The organism is Almyronema sp., assembly GCF_052168255.1.
Lineage (GTDB): Bacteria > Cyanobacteriota > Cyanobacteriia > Phormidesmidales > Phormidesmidaceae > Sphaerothrix > Sphaerothrix epifaneia.
On sequence record NZ_JBQLZL010000029.1, the window covers coordinates 48,692 to 74,770 of the forward strand.

The following is a 26,079-nucleotide window of genomic DNA, read 5'->3' on the forward strand; positions in this document are numbered from 1 at the left end:
CTCTTAACTTCTAGAATTCGTTGACTCTGAAATTTTCAAACTGTTCAATCAAATCAACAATAGAGTATCGCTTTTGAATCAGCTCTTCTTGGCGTATCCTTTGATCGCTAGCGTAAGCTTCACTTGATTTGTCTGCTAAATATTTCACGTGCCTACTCCATTGCTGAACCAGTTCGTTTTGCTGCTCTAAAGTTGTGGCTTCCATCACTTGAGTGAGCAATCGATTTGCTAACGCAAGATTTTGGGGGTTATACTCCTCACTATCGAAACCACATAGAATACTGAACCAGTCAGCGATCAGTAAGCTTGCCTCTCTCATCGGTTGTCTTACACCACAGTTGCGATGCCCAGGATGAAAAACCCACTCCACCAAAAGCTTTAGATTCTCATCGGCAAGGTCATGATCTAAATCTGCAAATAGCTGATACTTTGGTGGATAGCATCCGAAGTCGCTCTGTTCTAGTTCGCTTGCAATATACAGTGAGTATTTGTAGATCAAGCACAAAGCGAAAACTTCAACCTGGTTATAACCTTTTTCTCTCATTTGCTCTTCAGGAACCCAGGTTCTGATTTCTCTTAAAATCTCATAGATATCATTTTGGCTGTCTCTCAGTTTGGAGAAGAGAATTTGACGAGTATAATTGCCAATCAAACGGCTTGGCTCATTCAGCAACTTGCGTATCCAGAAGAGCCAATCGAATTTAGGAACGGATTGGAGCAGCGCTACCAAAGCTAAAAGAGCTTCTTGATTCTGGTCGTCTATCTGTCGGTTCAGAAAAGCGTCAATCTCAGGATTGAGAATAGGATAATCGAGCATCCTCTGAATCAGAATTGCGACACGCGAAATCAAAAATTGGCCTCGATAATCTTCCTTAATCTCTCCAATAAAAGCAGAAAATGATCTGAACTCTTCCTGCTTCCTTTTGTCCTCAGGAAATAACATTCTTGCAATGTCAGTCGCGCTGATATCCAAGCCAATTTTTCGCAGCTTTGGAATATCATTGAATAAGCTAAATAAGTTGAGAATATTGGTCAACCATTGCTCTCCGTAAAAGGAATGATCTGAGCTAACAGCCATCTCGATAGAAATTTCAACTGCACTCTTAACCACTTCATTAGAGAAGTCAAGCAGCAATAGCCTTGCTCTTTCAAACCGATCACTTGAATAGTCGAGCCCACGATTTTCAAAATAAGATTTTAGATCGTCTCTAAGGTAAGGTAGTTCAAAATCCAAACCTTTAATAGAATTCTCAAGAGAGGACCATGTAAGATGACATTCTTCCATGACCCTATCAAAATCATAAGTGCTATCTTCTTGCCACACTTCATAAAGGCTTTTTCGAATCTTAGTTGTCTTGGGTTGATCCTCCACAGGGATCTCTACGGGAATATCAACGTAAGTGAACTGATCCTTTAGTAAGAAAGCAAATGTACGTCTAAAGTCATTTCTACTCAATCTTGGGAAAAAAGTCACTAAATAAAAAATAGTTTTCTTAATCGGATCTTGAAGTCGTATGAGTTTATCCGCAAACACTTTCTTGGGAATATCATCTGACTGAGAAGAATTAGAGCCAGATTGTTCTTCTTTACCTTTTTCCTCTTCCTGAAAGTCTGACCAATAAGCGTTGTTCGTGTTTCCATACTCGCCGAGAATGATGTCTGCTTTCGGCTTATTAATTTCTTCATCGTCAATGAAATCAGCGGATGTTTCTTCTGTTTGACTTGTTACGCTCTGCTTTGATTCTTCTTTAAAGGTTTCAATCTCTTCAATGACCTCTTTTATATCTTGGCATATTGTTTTTAAGCTTTCTTTGTGAGCTATTATTATGTTTTCAAGGTCTCCTGTTGCTGAGGAACTAGCTCGATTCCTCATGTTTTCAAATTTATTTATTGCGTTATTCTGCTTTTTGCGTTGTCTTTCTAATTCAGTAAGCCTTTCTTGTTTCCACTCCAATTCTTGTGTGATGAAATCGCTGTTTGGCATAATAGTTTACATTGCTCAAATATTTCAGTTACTCGCCAATCTCATTCCTGATTTTGCTAATTTCCTGATCTACTTTTTCCAAGCTCTCTTTGCGAGATATGATGATGTTTTCAAGGTCTCCTGTTGCTGAGGAACTAGCTCGATTCCTCATGTTTTCAAATTTAGCTATTTCCTGAAGTAGCTCTGTACGCTGTCTTTCTAATTCAGTAAGCCTTTCTAGCTCCCGCTGCGTTCTGGGTTGTTTCATGCGGGCAGGTGAGACTCTTTGCTCTTCTTTGCCTTTCGGCAGTTTCGCTAACAGTTCAAAGGCAAATGCGCTCGCATGACGAGCCGCGATTTCTTGAAACCCTTCCACGTCAGCTTTGCTTTTTCCATCAATCAAATCCGAAATCCCACGAATCACGATCGCAGGAACCGCATGATTGATACGGGCAGCCTCTAATAAACCGAACCCATCCATCTCTACAGCAACCGCGTCTCCATAATGAGATCTTAAGAAATTAAAAATGTCTGATTCTTTGGAGGCAACGACCTTCTCACCTGATGCAATGGGTGCAACGAAAACCCGTGGAATTGTTGCTGGACTAGGATGCAAGCGTTTTAGCCAATCGCCTCTTTTTGCTTCCGCTCTTGCTCGTTGCTCCAAACTGTGGGCAGATAAAACTACCTCAGGTCTAGGTCTAAATGTTTGTTCTGCTTTACCCGACTCATAGCCGTATACTTTAGTCGAAGCAACCACATCCCCCAGTGCCACGTCCTTTACTCCTCCAGCCACTCCTACGAACAGAACGACCTCTGGGCTAAAATGCGCGATCGCCCGTTCCGTTTCTACCGCGGAGCCAATATTACCTGCACCAATCTCAGCGATCACAATTTCCCAATTTCGACCCTGAACAGAAAATATTCCCCGTTCGTAGATAGTCCCCTGGCGATGCGTTTCTTCTCGAAGATCCGTCAAGTGCTCATGGACAGCTAAGTATTCAGTAGATAAAGCAGTCACTATCACTGCACGGGGCATTGGTCAATCCTCTGATTAACTGAAATCTCCACTATTTTGACAATTCAACTCTGAACTGACCACAGCTCAGAGAATTTCTTTAGATTGTGCCTGTGCATAGAATCCGAAAGGTTTTGGTCGATAAGCCTATTACTTCAGACTCAATCAACGAGTTTTCCAGGGTTTACAGACATCGCGGAGTCTAAACACAGTTTTTTGATGAGCATAAATGCTTGGAGCCGTAACCTTCAGCAAAGCGTTTCAGCTCTAAAGACCAAAGTTTCTCCATGTCTATGCACGGGCCAGCGGTAAAGATGCAGGAGTCCGTCACTACCCCGTTCACCTGAACTTCTACCCAAAATGAGTATCCTTCATAAGGACGCATCGTTGTTCACCTTCGGCGTCCAAGCAGTTTGGGAAAGGGCCAAAGGCTGTGATGGCATCCGGTGGTTCACAGACGGTGAGCGGCGCTATGATTAGGAGCTATGGAAACTAGCCAGTGTCTACCTTAGATTGGGAGACGTATATCCTGGTTATGGTCATTGAAAGGTTTGGCGAGAAGGGCCAGAGGTGGCCATGAAGATTAAGGGTTCTCAGGGCCAGAGACGGGTTGAGTGGCTCAAAGTAGAGCATCCCCTCATCGCTATCAGTTCGCTCAGGGAGGTCCACGCTAATCACAATGAGTCTCACAATGCTGCATTGAGGAGACTATGTAGTGCTTATTGAAGACGAGAGAACCTCTACGCGAAAAAGCGATCCGGTTTGCAGTGGATGTTAGATGTATAGAGGCTGAATCCATAATTGGGTCAACCCTCACTGGGGTCTCGGCAGAAAGACAGCACCAGCAATGCAGATGGGGGTTTGCTCAAGGCTAACAATATTCGAACTCCTCAATAGCAGAGGATTTGAACTCATGCCCTCTTAACAGGCCAGCACTCGAGTACTACTCGCTATATCCTAAAGCCCAACTTCTTGAACGAAGTCAAATAAATTCTCTAGAGTCTGGGCAAATTCTAAGCCAGTAGCCAAAATAGTAGATATTTGGCCATTCCGAGGATTCACCTATGCCCCGTGCTGTGATACTGACGGCCCTTCCCATAGAGTACCTAGCAGTCCGGGCTCATCTCACTGAGCTACAGGAAGAGATGCATCCTCAAGGAACCATCTATGAGAGAGGGAGATTTTCTGCCGACTACCAAGTATGGGAAGTTGGGATTGCTGAGGTCGGAGCCGGGAATGCCGGAGCGGCTGTTGAGGCAGAAAGAGCGATCGCCTACTTCAAGCCTGATGTCCTCCTCTTCGTCGGGATTGCTGGAGGCATTAAAGACGTCGCGATCGGTGACATCGTCGCAGCAACCAAGGTTTATGGATACGAATCAGGCAAAGTAGAGAGCCAATTTTTCACTCGCCCGACGGTAGGTCAGTCCACCTATGCTCTAGTACAGAGGGCCAAGTCAGAAAAGAGAAAAGGAGATTGGTTACACCGGCTCTCCAATAGCTTGGAATCTCAACCTAGTGTCTTTGTAGCTCCGATAGCTGCTGGTGAAAAGGTGATTGCCTCCAGGGAGTCAGATTTATATCAATTTTTGAGGAGTAGCTATAACGACGCGATCGCTGTTGAGATGGAAGGATTTGGGTTTCTAAGTGCTGCCTTTGCCTACCCTAATATCCAATCAATTGTGATTCGTGGCATTTCCGATTTGATCGAGGACAAGAATACAGTTGATCCCAAGCAAGGTAACGAGGAAGAACGGCAGGAACGAGCTTCACGCCATGCCAGCGCCTTCGCCTTCGAGGTGTTGGCTAAATATACTGTTGAACGCTTGTCTAGTACTGCAACAACCGCTAGTCAATCTAGTTCGCCCTCACCTCAAGCAACTCCCATATCGCTCAACTTACCTGATTCGGCTCAAAACATAGATCTCGAAGCGGCACCACCTAAAGTCTTCATTAGCTACAGCCATGATTCTCAAGGACATAGAGAACGAGTGCTAGCCTTAGCTGATCGCCTTCGCGATGACGGAATCGATGCCAATATTGACCAGTACGAAAACCCTCCAGCAAAAGGTTGGCAGCGGTGGATGCTGGATGAGGTTGAAGCCGCAGAGCATGTCTTGATTGTTTGTACAGAGGTGTACAACCGCCGGTTTCGGGGCCAGGAAGAGATAGGCAAAGGCAAGGGTGTCACCTGGGAAGGTGGTGTCATTATTCAAGAGCTTTATGATGCTCAGGGCGTGAATTCCAAATTCATCCCTGTCACCTTTAATGCTCAAGATGTTGAAGTCGTTCCAAACCCCCTTCGCAGCACGACTGTCTACAGACTGGATACAGCAGATGGCTACGAGCAACTCTACCGCCGTTTGACGAATCAACCCATCACTCGCAAACCTCAATTAGGAAAGTTACGAACTTTACCCCCCCGCGATCGCAAACAGCTCTTTCTGGATGAACCGCAGCCTTCTATCAACGAAGATTTGTCAGAACTTCAAGCCCGCCCCTTAAATTTCTTTGCTCTGGATGATCGATGGGTTGGACGAACGGACTTAATCCAAGACCTCAGTCATCGAATTCGAGAATCCTGCCGCCTGCTCATTCTGGTAGGCATGACAGGAATCGGCAAAACCGCTCTGGGTGAACGGCTTGCGGTAGAGCTCGAAAGTTGGTTTAACGGAGATTGGTCCTATTTTCAGCAAGAGAACTTCGATGATGAGCAGCAGTCTTCAGACTTTGCCAGTGTTGCTGCCCGCTGGCTAGAGAAATGGGGAGAACTAATCACCCCTGACGATCGCAAAGATCCTCAGCGGTTATCATACCGACTGGTTAAACACCTTTGTGAGAACCGCTACCTGGTGCAGATGGACTCCCTAGAGAACATCTTGCGGGGGAATGAGGAAGAGGGCTGGAATGACTTTAAGGATGAATGGTGGGTCAAATTCTTCGAGAGTTATTTGAAGGCAGACACCTGTCAGAGCTGCATTATCCTGACATCTCAAGATTTGCCTGGACAGATTGAAGCAATTGGGACACGAACGCAAAACTTCTGGTACTGCCAACCTTTGAGCGGACTAGAGAGACCCGAGCAGATTGCGTTGTTCGAAAAAATAGAGCTAGATGTCACCCCTAACTCGGAAGGTAGACCTTACTTAGAGCGTATTGGGGCCGCCTATGAGGGACACCCTTTAGCCTTGCGAGTAATTGCTGGAGAAATCAAGAACAGACCTTTTGACGGCAATGTGACTGCATACTGGAACCGATACGGCAACGAGGTTGAGGAGGTCGAGAAGGCGATCGCTCAGGCCCAAGAAGGTCAGTCAACTGGCATGGATAAGTTTCAGCTCGATCGATTTACCAAGACCTTGAGAAGAAATGTGCGATCACGGCTAGACAAAACCTTTGCTCGCTTAAAAGAAGATGCCCAGTGGGCCTATATCATGCTGTGCGAAACCTCAGTTTATCGTTGTGCTGTTCCCGAAGATTTCTGGCTTAGCCATTTGGAAGATTGGGATCGAGATGAAGATGAACAAAGGGCAGCTTTAGACGCTTTGCGAGATCGGTATCTAGTTGAGGAGCTAATTGATCGAAACCAATACTTATTGAGACAGCATAATTTAATTCGTAGTGTCTCCTTAGAGAATCTAATGACCTTGGATAGTTGAGAATTTCGTATAGCCATCCAATCTTGCCAAAAAGCCTTTGACTCAAGTAATTAGTTTTGAAAAATTAAAGTTTTGCCTAAAATGGATTCTCCGCATAGCGATCCTGCTGAAATAAATAGCATAGAAACTAGAGAAGTATCCTCGACACAAAAGGATGTAGAGCGGTTTGTCAATTTGGGCAATCAAGATCAGTATGAGGGAAACTATGGAAAAGCTACAGAAAGGTATTTACAAGCATTAGAGCTTTTATACCAAATTCGAAACTGTAAAGTTCAAGAATTGGAAAGCGCTTTGGCTTCCTTGAGAGCGCTTATCTTGGCTAAATTAGGCGACAATTTCAGCTACTTAGGTCAACATGAGATTGCCCTAAAATATTATGAACAACAGCTTAGAATAGCAGAAAGCGGCGCGAGCAAGTTGAGCGAAGCATCTGCTTATCATAATATAGGGTTTTGCTACTATTTTATGAATTCTTATGGAACCTCAATTGAATTTCAACAGCGAAGTCAAGAAGTTTTACAAGGCTTAGAAGACAGTATTGAGTTAAAAGAAATAGAATGTAGCACACATCTTTGCGTTGGGCTGAACAAGCATAGACTAGAAGATTATGGAGAGGCGAATGATCACTATCAAAAGTCTCTAAATATTGCAAGAGGATTTAGCTTGCAGGCCAAAGAAGCTGAAGCAATTATTAGATTTAACTCTCTGCATGGAGAGAAACTAAGTTTAGAGAGTAACGATTTTGACAAAAAAGAAATAGAAACGATAATGGGAGACTTGCATTATGCAATACGCATTATTGATAAGAATCCTTATCTAAAGGTTTTAGGATTAAGAGAACTTGCAAAAATTCATGAGGCCACTGATTTCGATATTGCCCGGAAATACTATGAAGACGCCCTTGCTATTTCGTTGTCATACAAGATTTGGTTTTCTGATACTCTTGAGGATGACATTCAAAGAGTCCTAAAAAAGAAACGAGAGCTTACTGAACAGGAATACGCTCTTGAAGAGCAAGATTGGTATCATGAAAACTTTCCTAAGATACCAGAGGTTGATAGAGAAGCCATAGACTCTTCTGGCTTCAAGGCAGAGTTCGCTGTTGTAACTGCTACTTCAATAGAGCTCAAAGCAGTAGTTCATTTGCTAGAAGATGATCCTGATAATAGTTCATTACCTTGTCGGGTCTACACTCAGCATGGACAATATTATCTCGGAAGATTTGGTCAATATGCAACAGTAGTCACTCAATGTCGTATGGGTACACGTGATGAGAGAAGTGCAGGTTTTGTCACTCAGAAAGCCATAGAGTTATGGGATCCAAAAGCCATAATTATGGTCGGAATTGCTTTCGGAAAAAGCCCAAAAGATCAGAAGATCGCTGATGTATTAGTTGCCACAGAAATCATTGACTATGAGGTCAACCGTGTTGGGCTAGATGGCATTGTAGATCGAGGAACTCGACCACTTAGCAGTAGAAATTTTTTAAGCCTATTTGAACAGGCCTATGAATGGCAGTTTCATCGTCCTGACGGTTCTCCCTGCGAGTTAATTCCTGGCCCTGTTTTATCTGGAGAAAAACTTATAGATAATGCAGAGTTTAAGGCCAATTTATTCGAAAGATTTCCACATGCCAAAGGTGGAGAAATGGAAGGAATAGGCTTTTGCCATGCGGCCAATTCACTCAAGAAACCTTGGATTTTAGTAAAGGCAATATGTGATTGGGCAGATGGAAGAAAAAATGACAAGCATCAGCCATTAGCAGCCGCAGCTTCTATCAGTCTTGTGCATTATGTCTTATCACAGAGAACCATTATGGATAGCTTCGAGTAAGCCCTAATAGTAAATATTGAAAAGCAAATTAGTCTATTTTTATTTTATATCAGATTTCGCAAGAAAACTATTGATTATGAAATATTTACAGGATATTTTTTGGATGCAAGTTGTAAAGTATGTCCTCCAACTCTTCCAAGTAATAGTAGGCGGCAATCTAATAAGTGAAACTTGTATCTACCTTGCTGGTTCAGGAGGATTTCTAGGATTGAAACATAATGGTTAAGATTTCATTTTCTTGCGAATCAGTTATTCAACAGATTGAGCTATTTCAGAGAGCTGATAGAACTAATTGGTCTTCTTGGAAACGCATCCATTATAGAGCTGTAATTAATTGGCTAGATAAGTACGAACCTCCTAAGAATGCTTCTAACTTGGAACAGGTTCGAGGATCTCTAGAAGCTATTTATCATCTTTGTGAATTAAATGAATGGCGGGGTTGCGAAGTCATATTATCTGCTCCAGCCCAAAAAATTGCCAATACAAAATATGCACTGTATCAGCAGCTCGAAATCTGGGGGCACTATAGTGAGCAGCTAGAGATTTATTCTAGGTTAGTTAATAGGGATAATATTCTAGCTAGCTTGAACTTATTGGCATTGATTGGTTTAAGCAATGTTTATGGTCATCTTTCAAATTATTCTAGTGCGATTTCCTTTGCCAAACAAGCCTTGGAAAAATCAAGCGAAATCAATAACATGCAAGGAAAGTCTAATGCTTTAACAAGTCTTGGCAATGCATGTGGGGGAATAGGAAAATTCAAACAAGCATTTATTTATTTTCAAGACAGCCTCAAAATTGCTGAAAAAGAAAATCTTATTCCAGAAAAAGCTAGAGCTCTAAAAGGATTAGGAAATGTTTGCGGTAATCGAAGGCAATATTCTCAAGCCATCAGTTACTTGGAACAGTGCCGTGATTTGGCCTTTCAGATTGGTGATCGTGTCCTCGAAGCTCAAGCAGTATCGAACTTGGGCAATGCTAATGGTTATCTCAAAAACTATGCCAAAGCAACAGACTATTTTCAGCAATATCTAGCAACTTCTCGTGAATTACAAAATCCTTCTGGAGAGGCAATCGCCCTGAACTGCTTAGGAGAACTTCATCGAAGAACTAAACAGTATGACCAAGCAATATCGTGCTTAGAGCAAAGCCTATCCACCGCTCGAGATACAAAAGAGCGAGTGAGCGAAGGCATTGCACTAGGCAACCTCGGTTCTGTGTATGGTTATATGGGAGACTATACACAAGCCATTGATTATCATCGTAAAGCCCTCAAAATTACGCAAAGTATTAGCGATCGCCCAGGAATCTTTCTTGCCCGAGTCAATCTAACGCTGACATATCTTGCTTTATGGCTGTCCAGGATTTGGCAGATGTTGGCTCAGAGAAGGAGCTAAGGAAAATGATACCCCCAGAGGATTTACTGCCTCCTAGCCAACTCCTGTTGAACCAGATAGGTATCAATCAGGGCAACCTGAGGCATAGCCAGCTTTCACGCTGGCAGAGAGTTCAGTACCGAGCCGTCATCAACTGGCTTACTAAACATAATCCATCTCCGAGCGCTTCGAACCTAGAGAAGGTGAGCGGTTATTTGCAAGCTTGTCATCACTTATTCGAAGTCGAAAACTGGGAAGCTGCAGGCAAAATTCTTTCGATTCGGCTCAATACACCTGCTCATGAGCAACTTCATAATCAGCTAAATATCTGGGGCTATTACCGCGAATATCGTGATCTATTCACCACACTGCTCGGCAAGTTAGATTCTGAATGGGAATTAACTCTGCTCAACGGCTTAGGTAACCTGCACAATTCCCTCAGCGATTACCACACTGCTATTGATTATCAACGCCAACATCTGGAAGTTGCAAAGACTACGGGCGATCGCCAGAGTAAAGGACTGGCCCTTGGCAATCTGGGACTCAATTTCTACTTTCTAGGCGACTATCACCAATCGATTCAATATTCTGAGCAAAGTTTGGCAATCGTTCGAGAAATTGGTGACCGACGCGCTGAAGGTGCTGCGTTGGGGAATTTGGGACTGGCTTACGATGCTCTTGGAGACTTCAAAAAGGCCATTGATTACCATCGGCAGTATTTAGCGATCGCCCAAGACATCAACAACTACCGAGGTCAACGAGAGGCATTGGGCAATCTAGGCTTAGCCCACCAAAACTTAGGCAATCTTGGGCAAGCGATTGAATGTCATCAGCAAAGTCTGGACATCTCCCGCCAGATCGATGATCAATTAGGTGAAGGCCAAGCTCTCGGCAATCTAGGCTTAGCCCATAGCAGCATGGGAAACTATGCCGAAGCCATCGAGTGCCAGCAAAAGAGCTTGCAAATCGCCAAAGCCATTGGCGATCGTCGAGGTGAAAGTAGCAGTTTGGGAAACCTTGGCAACATTGCCTTTTATTTAGGGCAATACGACGAAGCGATCAAACTGCATCAGCGTAGTTTAGCGATTGCCCGAAGTATTCAGGACCGAAAAGGTGAGGCCGCCTCGTTGAGTAGCCTGGGTAGCCTCTATGATGCCATCGGTAACTACGACAGCGCGATCGCTTATCACCAGCAACATCTAGGAATTGCGATAGATATTGGAGACCGAGACGGAGAGGCCACAGCTTTAGGCGCACTAGGTAACGCTTTTTACTCGCTCAATGACTATGACCAGGCGGCTGACTACTATCAGCAATTTCTGGATATCAGTGAAGCCATTGGCGATAAGTCAGGTCAAGGAGTTGCTCTAGGCAGTTTAGGTAACCTCTACTTCGCAGTAGGTGATTATCATCACGCGGTTGAGTACTACCAGAAACGACTAAAAATTGCTCAAGAAATTGGCGACCGCCGAAGCGAAGCCAACGTTCTCTGTAATCTCGGGGCCATCTTTATCCGTACAGAGCAGTCTTCAGAGGCCATTGCCTCACTACAGGCGGCTTTAGAAATTGCCATTCCGCTGAAGACTCGCTATATCGAAGCTGTGGCTCTGCAAAACCTGGCGGCTGTTTACCGCAAACTTTCAGAATATGAGATGGCTTTGGAGTACTGCGATCGTGTCCTCTCTATTGCGACAGATTTAGGCATTCCACTAGCTCAAGACTGTCAGGATCTCAGGGAAAAGCTGATGAATGAACGGTCAGGAACTGCCTCTCAATAACACCCATCTTAAATTCAGGAGCATTCGGCGACGGCATACTAGATCCAGTAGATTTATATCTCTATGTCCTCCATCGCTCCCGACGGTGAACCAGTCCTAACCCGACTCGGCATTGAAGCCATCCGCCTTACCGCCATTCGGCCCAGAACTAGGCGGACCCACTGTCGCGCCATCATCAACTGGCTCACTAAATACCAAGCATCCCCGTCAGCCCCCAACCTTGAACAAATCCGGGGCTACCTGGAATCTTTTCACCACCTCTGTGAGATAGAGGAATGGGAACGAGCTGCTGCTCTCATCTCCACCCGACTCAACAGTCCCACCCAAGAGTTGGCCCACTACCAGTTAAAGCTATGGGGCCACTATCAAGAACAGATCAGCTTGTACAGTCGCCTGGTAGGACATCTCAATCCTAGGTGGAACGGGATGTTCAATAACTTCCTAGGTACCGCTTATCTCTCTCAAGGAGATGTTGCAGTCGCTATTGAGTACTTCCGGCTGAGCCTGCAAATTGCTAGAGAAATTGGTGATCGCTTCGATGAGGGCAGTGCCCTAAGTAGTCTGGGTGGAGCTCATTTTGCCTTGGGCAACTATACAGAGGCCATTTCCTATCAAAAGCAATGGCTGGATATTGCTAGAGAGGCAGGGACAAAAGCAGGCGAAGGCATTGCGTTGGGCACGCTGGGCAATATCTATGAATCCCAAGGAGACTACGCAAAGGCGGCTGACTATCACATCCAGCATCTTGAGATTGCCACTGAAATTGGTGACCTTGAGCAAAAGGGGACTGCCCTAGGCAATCTGGGTAGCGTCTATCATTCCCTCGGACAATATCAGGTCGCGATTGAACACCACCAACAGCACTTCACCCTAGCCCAGCAAATTGGCGATCGCCAAGGAGAAGCCTCGGCTCTGGCCGGATTGGGGAGTGCCTACTACGCCTTGAATCGCTACGCTCAGGCAAAGGCAGCCTTTGAAAAGGGACTAAAAATTGCTCGGGAGACGGGCGATCGTGCAGCTGAAGGCAATGCCTTGGGAGGATTAGGCAACATCCAATTTTCCCAAGGGCGTTATCCATCTGCCATTGACTATCACCAGCAGCATCTCATCCTGGCCCAGCAAATAGGGTCTCGCCAAGGTGAACTTCATGCCCTCGGTAATCTGGGCAACGCCTATGGCTCTTTGGGGCAGTATCAACAGGCAGCAAACTATTATTGTCAGCAGCTGGAGATAGCCCAGGCCATTAGGGATGCCGTTGGCATTGGACTAGCCCTCGGGAATATGGGTGTCATGGCCTATCTGCAGGGAAACTACAGCGAAGCGCTTGATTATCTAAATCAGCAGCTTGCGATCGTCCGACGCATCGAAGATCCTTCAAAAGAAAACCAAGCCCTTAGTAACCTGGGCAACGTATTTCAAGCTACAGGAAACTACTCTGAAGCCATTGAGCACTATCAAGCAGCTTTATCGATCGCCCGTCGGATTAGCGACCGCCAAGGGGAGAGTAACGCCCTGGGCTACCTAGCTAACACTTATCTACGGCTGAGTGACTATTCTCAAGCCCTCGACTACTCGCAGCAGCACCTGACGCTAGCTCATCAGCTCGAAGACCTGCCAGGCGAAGGCCGAGCGCTAGAAGGTCTAGGCAATGCCTATGCTGCCCTGGGAGAATACGCCCGCGCCATCGAATTTCATACGCAGAACCTACAAATTACAAGACAACTAGGCGATCTCGCTGGAGAAGGCGCTGCCCTGGGATGTTTGGGTAATGTGTACCACGAGTTGGGAGAGTATGCTCAAGCAATCATCTATCACCAGCAGGATCTGAACATTTCTCGTCAACTCGGTGAAAAGCCTGCTGAAGAAGGGGCGCTGGTGAACCTTGCCAATGCCCACAGTGAGTTGGGTCACTACGGTGAAGCCGTACATTTTTACCACCAAGCACTGGCGATCGCACAACAGATTGGCGACAAATGGGGTGAAGGAACTACACTTTCCAACCTTGGAGAAACCTTGATTAAGCTGGAGCAATACTCCGACGCCCTCGAAGTTCTCAGCTCAGCCCTCATAATTGTCCAGGTGATTGGCGCTAAAGCCACTGAAGCCCGTACATTTCAACACCTGGCTGTCCTACATCATTCAGCTGGAGAGGAAAAATCTGCTTTGGAGTACTGCGATCACGCTTTGAGCATCGCGGCAGAACTAGAAATTCCGTTGGCTCAAGACTGCCAAGAGTTTAAGGAGAGCCTGCTAAAGGAGAAGTCGAAAGGAGAGGAGTTTGAAATATGAAAGGTGTTCTCCCCGTCGGCACTTCAGTTCTTGAGAAGATAGACATCGACCTGGGATCACTTAAAACCATCAAACCATCTTCAAAACGGTCGCACTACCGGGCTGTTGTGAATTGGCTGACCCAGTATTCTCCCAAAGAGAATGCGACTAACTTAGAACAAGTTCGTGGAGGGATAGAGGCCTTCAATCATCTCTGCGAGATTGAGGAGTGGCTTAAAGCAAAAGAGATCATCGATCTACGCTGTAACACTCCTACCCATGAGAAACTGCACCATCAGCTTGGAACTTGGGGATATCAAAAAGAACGTCTTTTGCTCTATGAAAGTCTGCTGGGCAATTTGGAGTCAGGATGGGACGTAATTGGGCTAGATAATTTAGGAATTGTTTACTGCTCGTTGGGGCAATACAAAAAAGCAATTAATTATCACCAACAAAGTTTGGAAATAGCCCGACAAACAAATGATCGAAAAGCGCAGGTTCGAGCCATGGGTAATCTAGGCAATGCTCTATCTTACTTAGGCCAGTATCAAATAGCCCTAGACCATCACCTTCAAGTTCTGGCAATTGCAGAAGAAACCCACAACCGCCCAATGGCAGCAACAACGTTAGGCAATTTAGGGAATACCTATGAAGCGTTAGGAGAATACCAGCAAGCCATCGCCTCTTATCAAAAAAGTCTAACCCTTGCTAAAGAGCTTGGTGATCGTTACGAAGAAGGCAGGGCGTTGGGTAACTTAGGTAATACTTATGAAGCGATAGGGCAATATCCAAAAGCCATTGATTTCTTACAACGCAGTTTAGCGATTGCTCATGAGCTTGAAGATCGTTTTGGGGAGTGCTCAACACTAGAAAGCCTCAGCACTGTCTATGAATCATTGGAACAGTATGAAGAGGCTGTAGCGTGCTCTGAGCAGAGCTTAGAAGTCGCCAAAGAAATTGGTAATCGCGCTGTGGAAGGACTGAATTTAGGAAATCTAGGCAGTCTCTACGAGATTCTAGGGGAATATGAACAAGCCTTGGACTATGTTCGACGCAGTTTGGCGATTGCTGAAAATATCGGTGATCTTGAGGGAGAAGCCAGAGCACTCGGGAATCTGGGCAGCATCTATGCAGCCCAAGAGCAATATCAACAAGCAATTCAATGTTACGGAAGAAGCCTAATCATTGCCAAGAAAATTGGTGACTTACAAGGAGAGAAGAGAGCATTAGGAGATCTGGGAGGAATTTTCTATGCTCTAGGTGACGGTGATCAGGCAATTGATCATTACCAACAAAGTTTAAGTATTGCCCAATCCCTTGGAGATCAGGCCAGCACGGACAGCATCTTGAGCAATTTAGCCATCATTTACTACGCTCTTGGTCAGCATGAAGAAGCAGCCAAAAGTCTCCCCCAAAACCACAATGCCCCCTAACAATTTGACCTTACCCGGTAGAAAACTCCTTAATGAGATTGAAACTTCTTTAGTTTCTCAAGGCATTCAGCAAAGACACTCTCCAAAACATGCTCACTTCACAGCGATCAGAAATTGGCTAGGAAAGTATCAACCTCCCATAGGTGTTGCCAAACTAGAGCAGGTCAAAGGATATCTAGAGGCTTTCCACCATTTGTGTGAGATTGAAGCTTGGCCTCAGGCGTCAGTGTGTTTCAAGTACCGCTTAACACCACAACTGCTGAAGAATTGCACAATCAATTGGCAACCTGGGGCTATTATTCGACCCAAATTGAGCTATACACTAAGCTGCTACATCATGTCACCCTTGAATCGAGGCCCACTCTGCTGATGGGACTGGGGAATGCCTATGCTGATCTAGGCAGCTATCCCGAAGCATTGGCTTGTCATCAACAAAGCCTGGCAATTGCACAGAAGATTGGCAATCGCCTTGAGGAAGGTCGATCTCTCGGGAATCTAGGGGTCCTGCACTACAACATTGGTAATTTTGAAGAATCAATTGCTTGTCGAGAGCAGCGTCTATCTATCGCTCAATCAATCAGCGACCCCCAGGGCGAAATGAACGCCTTAACCAATCTAGGATTGAGTTACCACAGTAAAGGAGACTATGGCAGAGCCATTGATTTTCACGAACGGAGTCTCTCTATTGCGGAACAACTACAAGATCCTCTTGGTGAAGGACACGCTTTAGGAAATTTGGGGATCGCGTACTATTCTTCAGGTAATTATGAAAAGGCGGTTGAGTACCAGCAGTTGCGCCTAGAAGTCGCTCAGCAGATTGACGATCTCCCCAGTGAAATGAAAGCTTTGGGCAATCTTGGCAATGCTTATCAATCGCTCGGTGCATATGAAGAGGCGATTTCTGTACTTGAAGACTGCCTCAGAATTGCTCGGGAGATTGGCTATCTACAAGTCGAAGGCTACGCCCTGGGCAGTTTAGGGGCAACCTACTGGGCCTTAAATCAACCGGAAAAAGCTATTGACTACCATAGGCAGCATTTAGCAAAAGCCCAAAAAATTCAGGACCATGTAGCACAGGAGCAGGCGTTAAAGAATTTGTGCGATTGCAGTGCATCCATGCAAAGCCATCCCCGCGTCATCGCATATGGTGAGCAACATCTGAAATTTGCTCAAGATCCTGCAAGAGCCGCTCAGACACTTATTCACCTGAGCCGTGCTTATCGTGAGATAGAGCAATATGATCTTGCCGTTAAATGTGCGGAGAAACTTCTCGAAATCGTTCGGGATACCCCAAACCAGGAAATAGAACTTCAAGTGTTAGATTCATTGGGGCGAATCTATTTTCGAGTGAAGAAATACGACAGAGCACTTGACTTCCAGCAGCGCCGATTATCACTTATACAGACGCTTGATCAACACTCTCAAGAATTGGGAGGAGCATTCTGGGACTTAGGTGTTACCTACGACGCTTTAGGAAACTATGACCAAGCTGTTGAATGCTATCGACAGCAGCTATCAATTACTCAACAGCTCAGCGACCTCCGGGGAGAAAGCGCAGCTTTGAATAACCTGGGCCATGCCTTGACTTCTCTCGGAGACTACAAACAGGCACTCGTCACCCATCAACAGTATTTGTCCCTGGTTCAGCAGCTAGGCGATCACAACGCTGAAATCAGAGCCTTTGCTGAGCTTGGTAGCTTAGCCTATGAGCTTGAAGACTATTCCCAGGCCATTACATTCCATAGACAGGGGCTAGCAGTCGCTAAAGCCATTGGCAATCGTCACGAGGAGGGAAAGGCGCTCTACAATGTTGCAGCTGATTTGGAAATTAGGGAACAGCACGATAATGCCCTGGCACATTTGCAAGCAGCGCTAGCGTGTTTCAAGGAAACAGGAACTCACTATCTGGAGGCTTTGACCCTCTTCAACATGGCAGGCATCAGCCGCAGTCTCAAACATTCCGAACAAGCTATCGAATACTGCGATCGCGCCCAGACTATTGCTATGTCATTGGAAATTCCGCTCGCTCAGGACTGTCAAGTATTAAAAGAGAGGCTATTGAATGAACAGCCAGAGAGAGGTGATCCTGACAACAGATGACCTTGCTCAAGCCGGGCAAGCCATCTTGTCGCAGTTAAATCTTTCAATTTCTAACCTACCTAGCGAACGTCCTGCCTCTTTAGAGCGTGCGAATCATCGAGCTATCAAAAACTGGTTGACTAGATATCAGCCGAAGGCCAAAGCCCACAACCTCGAACAGGTACAAGGGTTGTTAGAGTCATTTCACCACTTGTGTACGATTGCTGCTTGGGAGAAAGCCACTCAAATTCTGTTGCTTCGTATCAATGTTGTAGATCGGGAGTCCAACAATTCGCAGGTTGATCCCTTACATCTCCAGATAGGGAGATGGGGTCATTATTCTACACAAACTCAGATATACACCCAACTTTCAGGTCATTGCTCTCCAGAAGCAGAGATGGTTTGCTTGAATGGATTGGGGTTGGCTTATCAGAGCATCGGAAACTATTCAAGAGCCATCGAATATCACTCTCAGCATCTGGATTTAGCGACTCAACTAGAAGATCCCATTGCCGAACAAAACGCCTTGTGCAATCTGGGCAACGTTTATGGAGCCGTAGAACAATACTCTGCTGCAACAACCTGCTATGAGGCGGCCCTTTCGCTGGCATGTCAAGTAGGAGATAGCAGAGGAGAGGGCAAACTGCTAGGCAACCTAGGCGTACTGCAAAGATTGCAGGGCAATTTTGAAAATGCGATCGCCTATCATCAACAACATCTCCAGATTGCTTTAGCATCAGAAGACCTGGATGGACAAGCTAATGCGCTTGAAAACCTAGGAGTTGCTCACTACTTTCGGGGGGATTATGAAAATGCTAAAGACCTCCTTCAGAGCAGTTTGCGCATCGCTACTCAGATTGGTGATAAGAAGGCGATCACAGTATCTTTAGGAAGCCTTGGGAACGTAAGCACGGCCTTGGGCCACCTTCAGGAAGCTCTTCATTACTATCGACAGCAGCTTGAGATCTCTCGGGAAATCAGCTTTTTAGAAGGACAGGAAAAAGCGTTAGGAAATATCGGTACCATCTACAAAGATTTAGGCGATTTTGATGCCTCCTTGACGTACCTGCAGCAAAAGCTTTCCCTGGCTCGTCAGCTGTATAGTCGCCAAAGCGAAGCCTACGCTCTAAGCAACATGGGCAACACCTACACGTGTCTGGAACAATACGAGGAGGCAATTCGATGCCAGCAAACCAGCCTAGAAATCACTCAGGAACTAGGTGATACTTGGGGATGTGCAGCTGCTATGTGCAATCTTGGAGACGCTTACCGCTTATCAGGGCAATTTGATACTGCTGTTTCCCATTTACTAAATAGCCTGCTCCTTTTCGATAAACTGCGAGCCCCTCAGGTACAGGCAGTAATGGGATTACTTATTCAGATTGCTTATGAAGTGGGCATTGAAGCATATAGCGCACTGCTAGAGAACAATCTGGTAGCGATTCAGGACAGCGAAGGTGGAGAGGCGATCGCAAAGCTCAGACCCTATTTATTTGAAGAGTGATGATGGATAAGGGTGGGCAGCCTTCAATAGTCTTGCCATAATGGGTGGATGGATTTGATACAAGGGTATTAGCGGATGCCACGTGCAATTATCTTGACGTCTCATCCCGATGAATACGATGCTGTTCGTGCTCATTTGACGGAACTTGAAGAAGAGACACATCCTCAAGGAACTGTCTACGAATTAGGACATTTCTCGTCCAATGAACAAATTTGGGAAGTCGCGATCGTTGAGATTGACAATAACAATGCTAGTGCGGCTTCAGAGACTGAAAGAGCCATCAATCATTTCAAACCTAACGTCATTTTTTTAGTTAGTGCTGCTACCGGAATTAAAGATGTGTCCTTGGGCGATATTGTGATTGCCGATAAGGTCTATGCATATGAATCGGGAAGAGCAGAAAATGAATTTCACCCACGTCCAGATGTACACAAGCCATTTTACGCACTAAAAGCAAGGGCTAAAGTAGAACGAAGAAAGACTGACTGGTTCAGTAGAGCACTTCATGGAATGACCAGTCCACCCCCTTCTGTTCTTCTGGCACCGATCGCATCCGGAGATAAAGAACTTGCTGGTGAAAAGACAGAGCTTCTAAATTTCTTACGTTCTCAATATGGCGATACTGTTGCTGTTGAGAATGTAGGATTTGGCTTTTTCGCAGCTGTTGAAGCAAATGGAGGAGTTCCTGCACTAGCAGTACACTGGATATTTTGTTCGCTTACTAATAGTGCAGAAGCTATTCAAGAAGACGCTAAGCCTGTTGCATCTCAGAATGCAAGTGCATTTATTTTTGGGATTCTCGCAAAGCATACGATAGCTGATTCGGAAACCACACAGCGCATTGAAGGTGTGAGGTCATATGGGATAACTTCCGATGCCTTACTTGCTGATATTGGGCAACGAGTTGAAGCAGCAGTATATAGCAACTCGGGAAGTCTTAACAGTGAACGGCATAAACGCATCGACAATGCACAGACCTTGATTAATCAAGGCCAATTCAATCAAGCAGTTCAATATCTAAATGAGCTAAAGGCAGAGCTGTGGTATCAATTGGACGATATTCTCAAGTATCGTCTTCTCGCAAGTCTTGGAATGGCAAAGTTAGGGCTTGATGAAATTAGTGACGCAGCAACAATCTTCATCGAAGCATTGCAATATAACCAAGAAGACGACAAAGCCATAGCGAATGCGGCCATGGGGTATGTGTTTCAAAAGAATTACACCACAGCCGAGGCTTTGATCAAGGAAGCATTAGAGCGCAATCCAGCGAGTGGTTTTGCATATTCACTACGCATTCGAGTTGCTCCAGTCACAGCAAACCTTGAGTCAGTATTAAAACAAGTTCCATCTGAATATCACCAAAATACAGATGTTTTAGTAGCATTCGGAGAAGCAGCTCTAAATCGCAAATTGTATGATAAGGCAGCAGAATGCTGGCAAGCGGCTCTAGAAGGTAATAACGATCGGAGTATGGATAGCGTCAAGACTTTTCTGGCTGTCGCTCTGCTCAAACCGGTTGCTAATAACTATCCACTCATCGCTGCTGGCCAGCTTTTAGAACACCAAAAGCATAATTTGGAGCGGATTATTTCTCTACTGACTGAAGTTTTAGGGGGAGAATATGTAAATCCATATGATTTGTCGCATCTGCAATTCACCGCATTAGTTAATCGAGCATCTGCTTTTCGCTTGTTAGGTCGGCAGGATGAAGCCATTCGTGACATTGAAGTTGCTCGACAAAAAGAACCAGAAGACCATTATCTGGTTATACAACGTGCCCTTTTAGCTCATGAAAAAGGGGATGAAGAGGGAGCTTACAACTATGTGAGCCCGATTTTGCTGTCTTCTCAAACTCCAGAGGTATCTTTATTGGCGGCTAGCTCTTTGATGGCTCTTAACCGTGACGAAGAAGCAGAAGAGGTATTAGATCAATTCTTGAAAACAAATAGTCCTGAAGCACTCAAACGAGATGCCAAGCGTCTAAAATTTGACTTGTTTTTGGAACGTGGCGATCGCCATAATGCCGAAGCCGTGCTTCAACAAGTAAATAGTGAAGCTCCAGAAAGCATTTTTACGATTATTCAAAATATGCGCTGGCAAAAGTACACTTGTACAGAGGCGAGTATTCCAGCGCTAGTTGAACAAGCTAAAGCCGTTCTCGCTTCTAAATCTTCTGTCCCAGCTCAAATGTGTCTCGCCGATATTCTCTATTCATTAGAGTATTATCGTGATGCAGCCGAAATCTACGAGCAATTTGTTGATAAAAGTCTGAATACTCCTCTTTCCCGGCGGCTATTACAGACCTATTTCTCAGCAGGTAACTACAGAGAGGTGCTAAATCTTTGTGAGCAGCTTCTTGATAAATACGGTCCGCTGGAAACAGTTTCTGAAATAGCCGCCTACATTTATGACGAAATTGGAGACATGGATAGCGCCCGACGCATCTGCGAAACCTATCTAGACTCCTTTCTAGAAAACATAGCGATGCAACTGCGACTGGCGGCAGTCAACTATGCTACAGGGGAATATGAAAAACTAGATGCGTTTCTTGATTCGCAACCAGATACGAAAGGCTTAAATTTAGTCTCTTTAAGGAAACTTGCTCAGCTCTATAAAGTTAGAAATCGAATAGACAGATTTCTTGAAACCATCTACGAGATAAGACACCACTTTTATGATGATGGACAAGTTCACGCCTTCTATCAGATTTCATATCTTGAGGCGACCAAGATTCAACCAGGTATTCAAAGTTTCGAGACGGTGCAAGATGGATGTGGGGTGCTTTTAAGAAACGAATTTGGTAAAGAACAGTGGTATGTTGTTGAAGATCAGCCAGATGCGGTTTTCGCTCAGTACGAGCTAAATTCTAGTCAACCACTTTATCAAGCTCTGATTGGCAAGAATATAGGGGATGAAATTGTTCAGGCAGAAGATGGCTTTGGTCGAAACTCTCTTCACATTGCAGCTATTACAGACAAATATTGTGCAGCAGGTAAACAAAGCTTTTCTGTCTTAGAGAACCATACAGACATTAAAAGCTTCAGAATGGTTGCTGTCCCGATGGATGGGGAGAATCTTTCAAATGATTGGGTGCAACAGTTCATCGAAGGATTACAACAGCATCAAGACCATTTTGAGCTTATTAAGTCTAAATATATTTCAGGTACGTTTCCTTTTGGTGCTGTTGCCAGCTTAATGAATCGCAATCCGATAGAGCTTTGGCAAGTTCTAGCTTTTGGAGCTTCCCCCTTTATTCATGCATGGTCTAACTTTCAGCATGAGAAGTTTGAAGATGCTTTGATGAGTCTTCAGAAAGGAGGGCTCGTAGTTATTGACCCTATCTCATTAGTGACTATTCATCATTTAGGGGTTGCAGATGATGTCATTAGGCTTTTAGGAAGATTTGGGATTACTCAATCAACAATTGATCTATTCGGCGAGATGATTGAAAGAGCACAAGGTGTTCAACGCGAAGGTTTTGCCACCTTTGGAGTGGAAGGAGGTCAGGGCATTTTTCAGGAAGTTTCCTCTGAGCAAATTGATCAGCAGAAAGTTTTCTTTGAAAGAGTTATTAACTGGATTAGAGACAATTGCCAGATTCTACCTTGTAATAGAGCCTTAGATATCAACAAATCCGAACGGGACAAGCTGGCAGAATGCATAACTTCAGCCTTTATTGACACGGTTTTGATTGCTGGAGAACCTGGAAGAATTTTGTACTCTGATGATCAATGGCTACGCTGGTATGCCCATGCTGATTCAGGAGTTCTAGGAGTTTGGACGCAAGTCACTTTGAAATACTGTTTAGAGCAACAGTCTGTAAATGAGTCGCTCTACCAGAAGTCAGTCATACAACTCGCAGCTAATGCTTACACTTATACAGTAATTGATGCCGATATCTTGATGGCATCTGCTAGATTGGCCGAATGGAAAGTACGGCCAGTTTACACTGCTGTATTGAAGGCATTAGCCAATGAAAAGAATACCAATCTGGGTTATGTAATTTCTATCTCAGCAGATTTTATTAAACAGCTATACCTTGAAGTTATTGTCACCGAAATGCACTGGACTGACCCTAGAGATCCATTAGTCTTTGAACTGCTCAGAATTTTAACAAAAAGATCAAATGTTGATTTTATTCAACAACTCAAGAGAGCCTTGAGACAAAGATTTGAGCTAATCCCTTTGAAGAAAAGAGAAGTCTTTTTGGTTTTGGATTCCTGGCTCACATCTCAACGAGTGATCACTTGAAGCCACTCGATATCCATTTATACCAAATCCCGTTGGAACACCCCCGTTTCCAGAGGGCGCATGGCTATGCGCCCCTACAGATTTCCTGGATTGATTCGGGGGAGCCGAGTTCGGATTCGGTATTAGACTATTTTCAAATGCATTTATCAGTCCAACCTCAACATTTGCCGCTATTTTCCACAAACCTGCCATAGCCACCTCCTAACCTTTGGCATACAGGGCTTCCGAGGGAACCCCATCATCCCCCCCTCACCCTGGGAGCCATGCCCAGCCGCATTCCCAAAAGCCTCACATCTCTACTCCTCGCCAGCATTCTTGCCTTCATCCTGCTGCTGGCTCCAATCCTCGGGCTTTCCCCAGCCCACGCCGAAGCCTGGGACGAACAGATCCCCTCCACCGTCTACAACGGCGCACTGGTTCCCGACCGGGGCCACATCACCTTCTCCACCCTGCCCGTCATCAGCGAAGCGGGCTCCCTGCAAATCCCCGATTCCCTCGCCGCGCAACTGGGCTACAACCCCTCTCGCATCTGGTCAGAAAATACCCCCATCGATCAGGTGCTGATGCTTGGCGACCTACAAGACGCCTTTGGCCTGGGAAACTTCAACCTCGCCACCATCGCTCAACTCACCGGGCTCAACCTCAACGGCATCAGCCTGACCAACTTTCCCCTCATCGCTCAGCAAACCCTCGCCAGCCTGGTCGATGCCATTCCCCAACTGGCCCAGCGCACTCTAGATCAGGTGCCCATTCTCAAAGACCTGGTTAACCTCAACCTCCACAACCTTGGCTCATCTGCGCTCAGCGACCTGGCCCTGCAATCTCTCAACCTGGACGACTTCGGCAGCAGCCCCCTGTCAGAACTGGCCAGCAACGACCTACTGGGTCAGTTCTCCCTCGGCGATCTGGATCTGGGCCAGTACAGCTTCAACGACATCCCTGGTCTTACCCAAACTCCCTTAGAAGACCTGCAGGGCTGGCAGCAAACCTTTGTGGGTCAGGTACCGGGGCTCTCCCAGGTGTCCTTCGCCGCTTTTCCCAATGCCCCTGCTGTAGGCTACTTCGGCTTCATCGCCATTGATGATGTCACCTATGGCCCGATGGAACACCGCAACACCCCCACCCAGCGCTCCATCACCGGCAGCGATAAAGTGGGCTTCAACTATCAGTGTGCTCAACCCCGAGGCTGCGCCTACCTGGAACTCAACTCGCCTGTATCTCTTGGTGTGGCTGGCGATCCACCCGGACTTCACGGAGCGCAGTGGATTCAAGGCGGCACCGGACAGGGTGCTCAGATGGTGCCAGGGGGCCACGGCATTCTTAGCGTCATCAACGGCGGGCAGGAGCCAACGGGGCGGTTGCCCTTTGGCCCGGTCTTCAAAGTGGTGCTCACCAACACGGATGAATCCTCCGGCACCGGCAGCTTCGGCATCTACTTTCGGGTCTGCCACCACGGCTTTATCGATCTGGGCTGTACGCCCTACTTCATTGGCCCCATCCCCTGGTTCAGCGCTAAAGAGAAAGGCATTGTCTTTGTCGGCGAGACTCCGGGCACTCCACCCGGCGATATTCCCGACATTCCGCCCTTGCCTGCTGAGGTGCAGCAGCAGATTGACGCGCTAATTCAAGCCAACGAGCCGGATTTTCTCAGTGCGGTGAATGTAGACGGTCCCTGTTTAGCCAAAATCATGAGCCAGGTGCCGCCTGGGGAATCTGCCGCTGCTGCGACAACTGTGCCCAAGCTGCTGGAAGCCGCTCAACGGGCAGGCATTACCGACCGAGCACAGATTGCCTACATTCTGGCCACGGCTGAAACCGAAACCAACTTTCGTCCCCGCAATGAAGACGGCGGCTACTGCGGGGAATACGGCCCCGGCTGCTACTACGGTCGCGGCGACGTGCAGCTCACCGGCCAGAGCAACTACCAGTACTGGTCTAACCGCCTGGGGGTAGACCTGATCAATCATCCTGAGCTGGCCAACCAGCCCGACTTGGCCGCTCGCATAGCTGTGGAGGGAATGCGGGATGGCACCTTCACTGGCAGACGACTGGGGCAGTACATCAGCGGCGACCAGCGCGATTTCGTGGGGGCTCGCCACATCGTCAACGACAGCGACAAGAGCAGTCAGGTGGCGCAGCAGGCAAATCGGTTTCTAGGGGCGCTCAATCAGTGCTCTACCGTTGTCACCACCACTGACACCAACCTCACCAGCGCCAATCATCCCGGTCAGCTCATTGCTCATTCCAACGGCAGTGCCACTCAGCAGAGAATCGTCAATGCCATCAATGCCCACTACAACGAGTCATCTGCGGGTGGGCCAGGGGGTGGCAACGTCGCCTGTGCTTATGAAGTGAACCGGGTGCTGCAAGATTCCATCGGTCACAAAATTGGCTCTAATCCAAATCTGGTGGCTTCCGTTGAAGCGGATTTGCAGTCTGGGGCGGGACAACACATTGGGGCTCAGTGGGCACATGCCGGAGATGTCATTGGGTTTCGCCGTACTTTTAAGACTAAAACCTTTGAATAATGATAGGCAAAATAGACTCGAAGGATTCAGCTTGCATACCTTCCAATAAAGCCAATATAAAATCAACTGCAATCTTATCCTTCCAAAGTCCACGCATTGCAGTGACTAAGCCAGTAACTGTCAAACCGGTAGCACTTGTTAACACTACAAGCTTATCAGGATTGTTTCTTAAAATAAGACAGAGAGAAATTAGTGCTATAAAAGCGGCGATGATAACCCCCATGCAAATCCGAAACTCGTTCTCTTTAGATGATCTCAAGTTTTCAAGCTTAGCCTTCAAGGGAGATAACTCCAACTGGCTGAAGTCATCCCCTAACCTAATCAGTGAATGAGACTTTAAGATTTTTTTGAGTTCGCTCATATTGAAATATATTCGAATATGTATAAAATTT

The 26,079-nt window shown here is 46.0% G+C and carries 13 protein-coding genes and 1 pseudogene; 11 read left to right on the forward strand and 3 right to left on the reverse strand.

What is annotated here, in order from left to right:
• Positions 1-10: 10 nt before the first annotated feature.
• Positions 11-1,984 (reverse strand): hypothetical protein, encoded by a 1,974-nt coding sequence (locus tag ACTS3T_RS05280; RefSeq protein ID WP_377963247.1) that lies wholly within the window; start codon positions 1,982-1,984, stop codon positions 11-13.
• A 28-nt stretch (positions 1,985-2,012) separates the two neighbouring features.
• Positions 2,013-3,002, reverse strand: a complete 990-nt coding sequence (locus tag ACTS3T_RS05285) for a 5'-methylthioadenosine/S-adenosylhomocysteine nucleosidase family protein (RefSeq protein WP_377963249.1) — start codon at positions 3,000-3,002, stop codon at positions 2,013-2,015.
• A gap of 354 nt (positions 3,003-3,356) precedes the next feature.
• Here ACTS3T_RS05285 and ACTS3T_RS05290 point away from each other — a divergent pair.
• From ACTS3T_RS05290 to ACTS3T_RS05340, 11 genes and pseudogenes are all read left to right on the forward strand, one after another.
• Positions 3,357-3,906 (forward strand): annotated as a pseudogene (locus ACTS3T_RS05290) (IS1 family transposase); the annotation flags it as partial.
• A 139-nt stretch (positions 3,907-4,045) separates the two neighbouring features.
• Complete coding sequence (locus ACTS3T_RS05295) at positions 4,046-6,637, forward strand: phosphorylase family protein (protein WP_377963251.1); 2,592 nt, start codon at positions 4,046-4,048, stop codon at positions 6,635-6,637.
• 81 nt (positions 6,638-6,718) lie between these two features.
• Complete coding sequence (locus ACTS3T_RS05300; RefSeq protein WP_377963321.1) at positions 6,719-8,470, forward strand: tetratricopeptide repeat protein; 1,752 nt, start codon at positions 6,719-6,721, stop codon at positions 8,468-8,470.
• Between the two features lie 218 nt (positions 8,471-8,688).
• A complete protein-coding gene (locus ACTS3T_RS05305) occupies positions 8,689-9,867 on the forward strand; it encodes a tetratricopeptide repeat protein (protein WP_377963253.1) in 1,179 nt (392 codons plus the stop codon).
• Between the two features lie 182 nt (positions 9,868-10,049).
• Positions 10,050-11,624, forward strand: coding sequence for a tetratricopeptide repeat protein (locus tag ACTS3T_RS05310; protein WP_462934838.1), 1,575 nt, complete (start codon positions 10,050-10,052; stop codon positions 11,622-11,624).
• Positions 11,625-11,687: 63 nt separating this feature from the next.
• Positions 11,688-13,913, forward strand: coding sequence for a tetratricopeptide repeat protein (locus ACTS3T_RS05315; RefSeq protein WP_377963257.1), 2,226 nt, complete (start codon positions 11,688-11,690; stop codon positions 13,911-13,913).
• Positions 13,910-15,325, forward strand: coding sequence for a tetratricopeptide repeat protein (locus ACTS3T_RS05320; protein WP_377963259.1), 1,416 nt, complete (start codon positions 13,910-13,912; stop codon positions 15,323-15,325). Before ACTS3T_RS05315 ends, ACTS3T_RS05320 begins: the two co-directional genes overlap by 4 nt.
• Positions 15,326-15,553: 228 nt before the next feature.
• A complete protein-coding gene (locus ACTS3T_RS05325; RefSeq protein ID WP_377963261.1) occupies positions 15,554-17,425 on the forward strand; it encodes a tetratricopeptide repeat protein in 1,872 nt (623 codons plus the stop codon).
• A complete protein-coding gene (locus ACTS3T_RS05330; RefSeq protein WP_377963263.1) occupies positions 17,388-18,908 on the forward strand; it encodes a tetratricopeptide repeat protein in 1,521 nt (506 codons plus the stop codon). The genes ACTS3T_RS05325 and ACTS3T_RS05330 overlap by 38 nt, the downstream gene beginning before the upstream one ends.
• 75 nt (positions 18,909-18,983) lie before the next feature.
• Entirely contained in the window at positions 18,984-23,159 is a 4,176-nt protein-coding gene (locus tag ACTS3T_RS05335; RefSeq protein ID WP_377963265.1) for a PIN domain-containing protein, read from the forward strand.
• Positions 23,160-23,422: 263 nt separating this feature from the next.
• Positions 23,423-25,687, forward strand: coding sequence for a hypothetical protein (locus ACTS3T_RS05340; RefSeq protein WP_377963267.1), 2,265 nt, complete (start codon positions 23,423-23,425; stop codon positions 25,685-25,687).
• Here ACTS3T_RS05340 and ACTS3T_RS05345 read toward each other — a convergent pair.
• Complete coding sequence (locus ACTS3T_RS05345) at positions 25,671-26,048, reverse strand: hypothetical protein (protein ID WP_377963269.1); 378 nt, start codon at positions 26,046-26,048, stop codon at positions 25,671-25,673. The genes ACTS3T_RS05340 and ACTS3T_RS05345 overlap by 17 nt on opposite strands.
• Positions 26,049-26,079 lie beyond the last annotated feature (31 nt).

What these genes read in the sequence shown, in the direction of transcription:
- ACTS3T_RS05280 (WP_377963247.1), bottom strand. Translation starts at nt 1,984, where the DNA reads ATGCCAAACAGCGATTTCATCACACAAGAATTGGAGTGGAAACAAGAA.
- ACTS3T_RS05285 (WP_377963249.1), bottom strand. Translation starts at nt 3,002, where the DNA reads ATGCCCCGTGCAGTGATAGTGACTGCTTTATCTACTGAATACTTAGCT.
- ACTS3T_RS05295 (WP_377963251.1), top strand. Translation starts at nt 4,046, where the DNA reads ATGCCCCGTGCTGTGATACTGACGGCCCTTCCCATAGAGTACCTAGCA.
- ACTS3T_RS05300 (WP_377963321.1), top strand. Translation starts at nt 6,719, where the DNA reads ATGGATTCTCCGCATAGCGATCCTGCTGAAATAAATAGCATAGAAACT.
- ACTS3T_RS05305 (WP_377963253.1), top strand. Translation starts at nt 8,689, where the DNA reads ATGGTTAAGATTTCATTTTCTTGCGAATCAGTTATTCAACAGATTGAG.
- ACTS3T_RS05315 (WP_377963257.1), top strand. Translation starts at nt 11,688, where the DNA reads ATGTCCTCCATCGCTCCCGACGGTGAACCAGTCCTAACCCGACTCGGC.
- ACTS3T_RS05320 (WP_377963259.1), top strand. Translation starts at nt 13,910, where the DNA reads ATGAAAGGTGTTCTCCCCGTCGGCACTTCAGTTCTTGAGAAGATAGAC.
- ACTS3T_RS05330 (WP_377963263.1), top strand. Translation starts at nt 17,388, where the DNA reads ATGAACAGCCAGAGAGAGGTGATCCTGACAACAGATGACCTTGCTCAA.
- ACTS3T_RS05335 (WP_377963265.1), top strand. Translation starts at nt 18,984, where the DNA reads ATGCCACGTGCAATTATCTTGACGTCTCATCCCGATGAATACGATGCT.
- ACTS3T_RS05340 (WP_377963267.1), top strand. Translation starts at nt 23,423, where the DNA reads ATGCCCAGCCGCATTCCCAAAAGCCTCACATCTCTACTCCTCGCCAGC.
- ACTS3T_RS05345 (WP_377963269.1), bottom strand. Translation starts at nt 26,048, where the DNA reads ATGAGCGAACTCAAAAAAATCTTAAAGTCTCATTCACTGATTAGGTTA.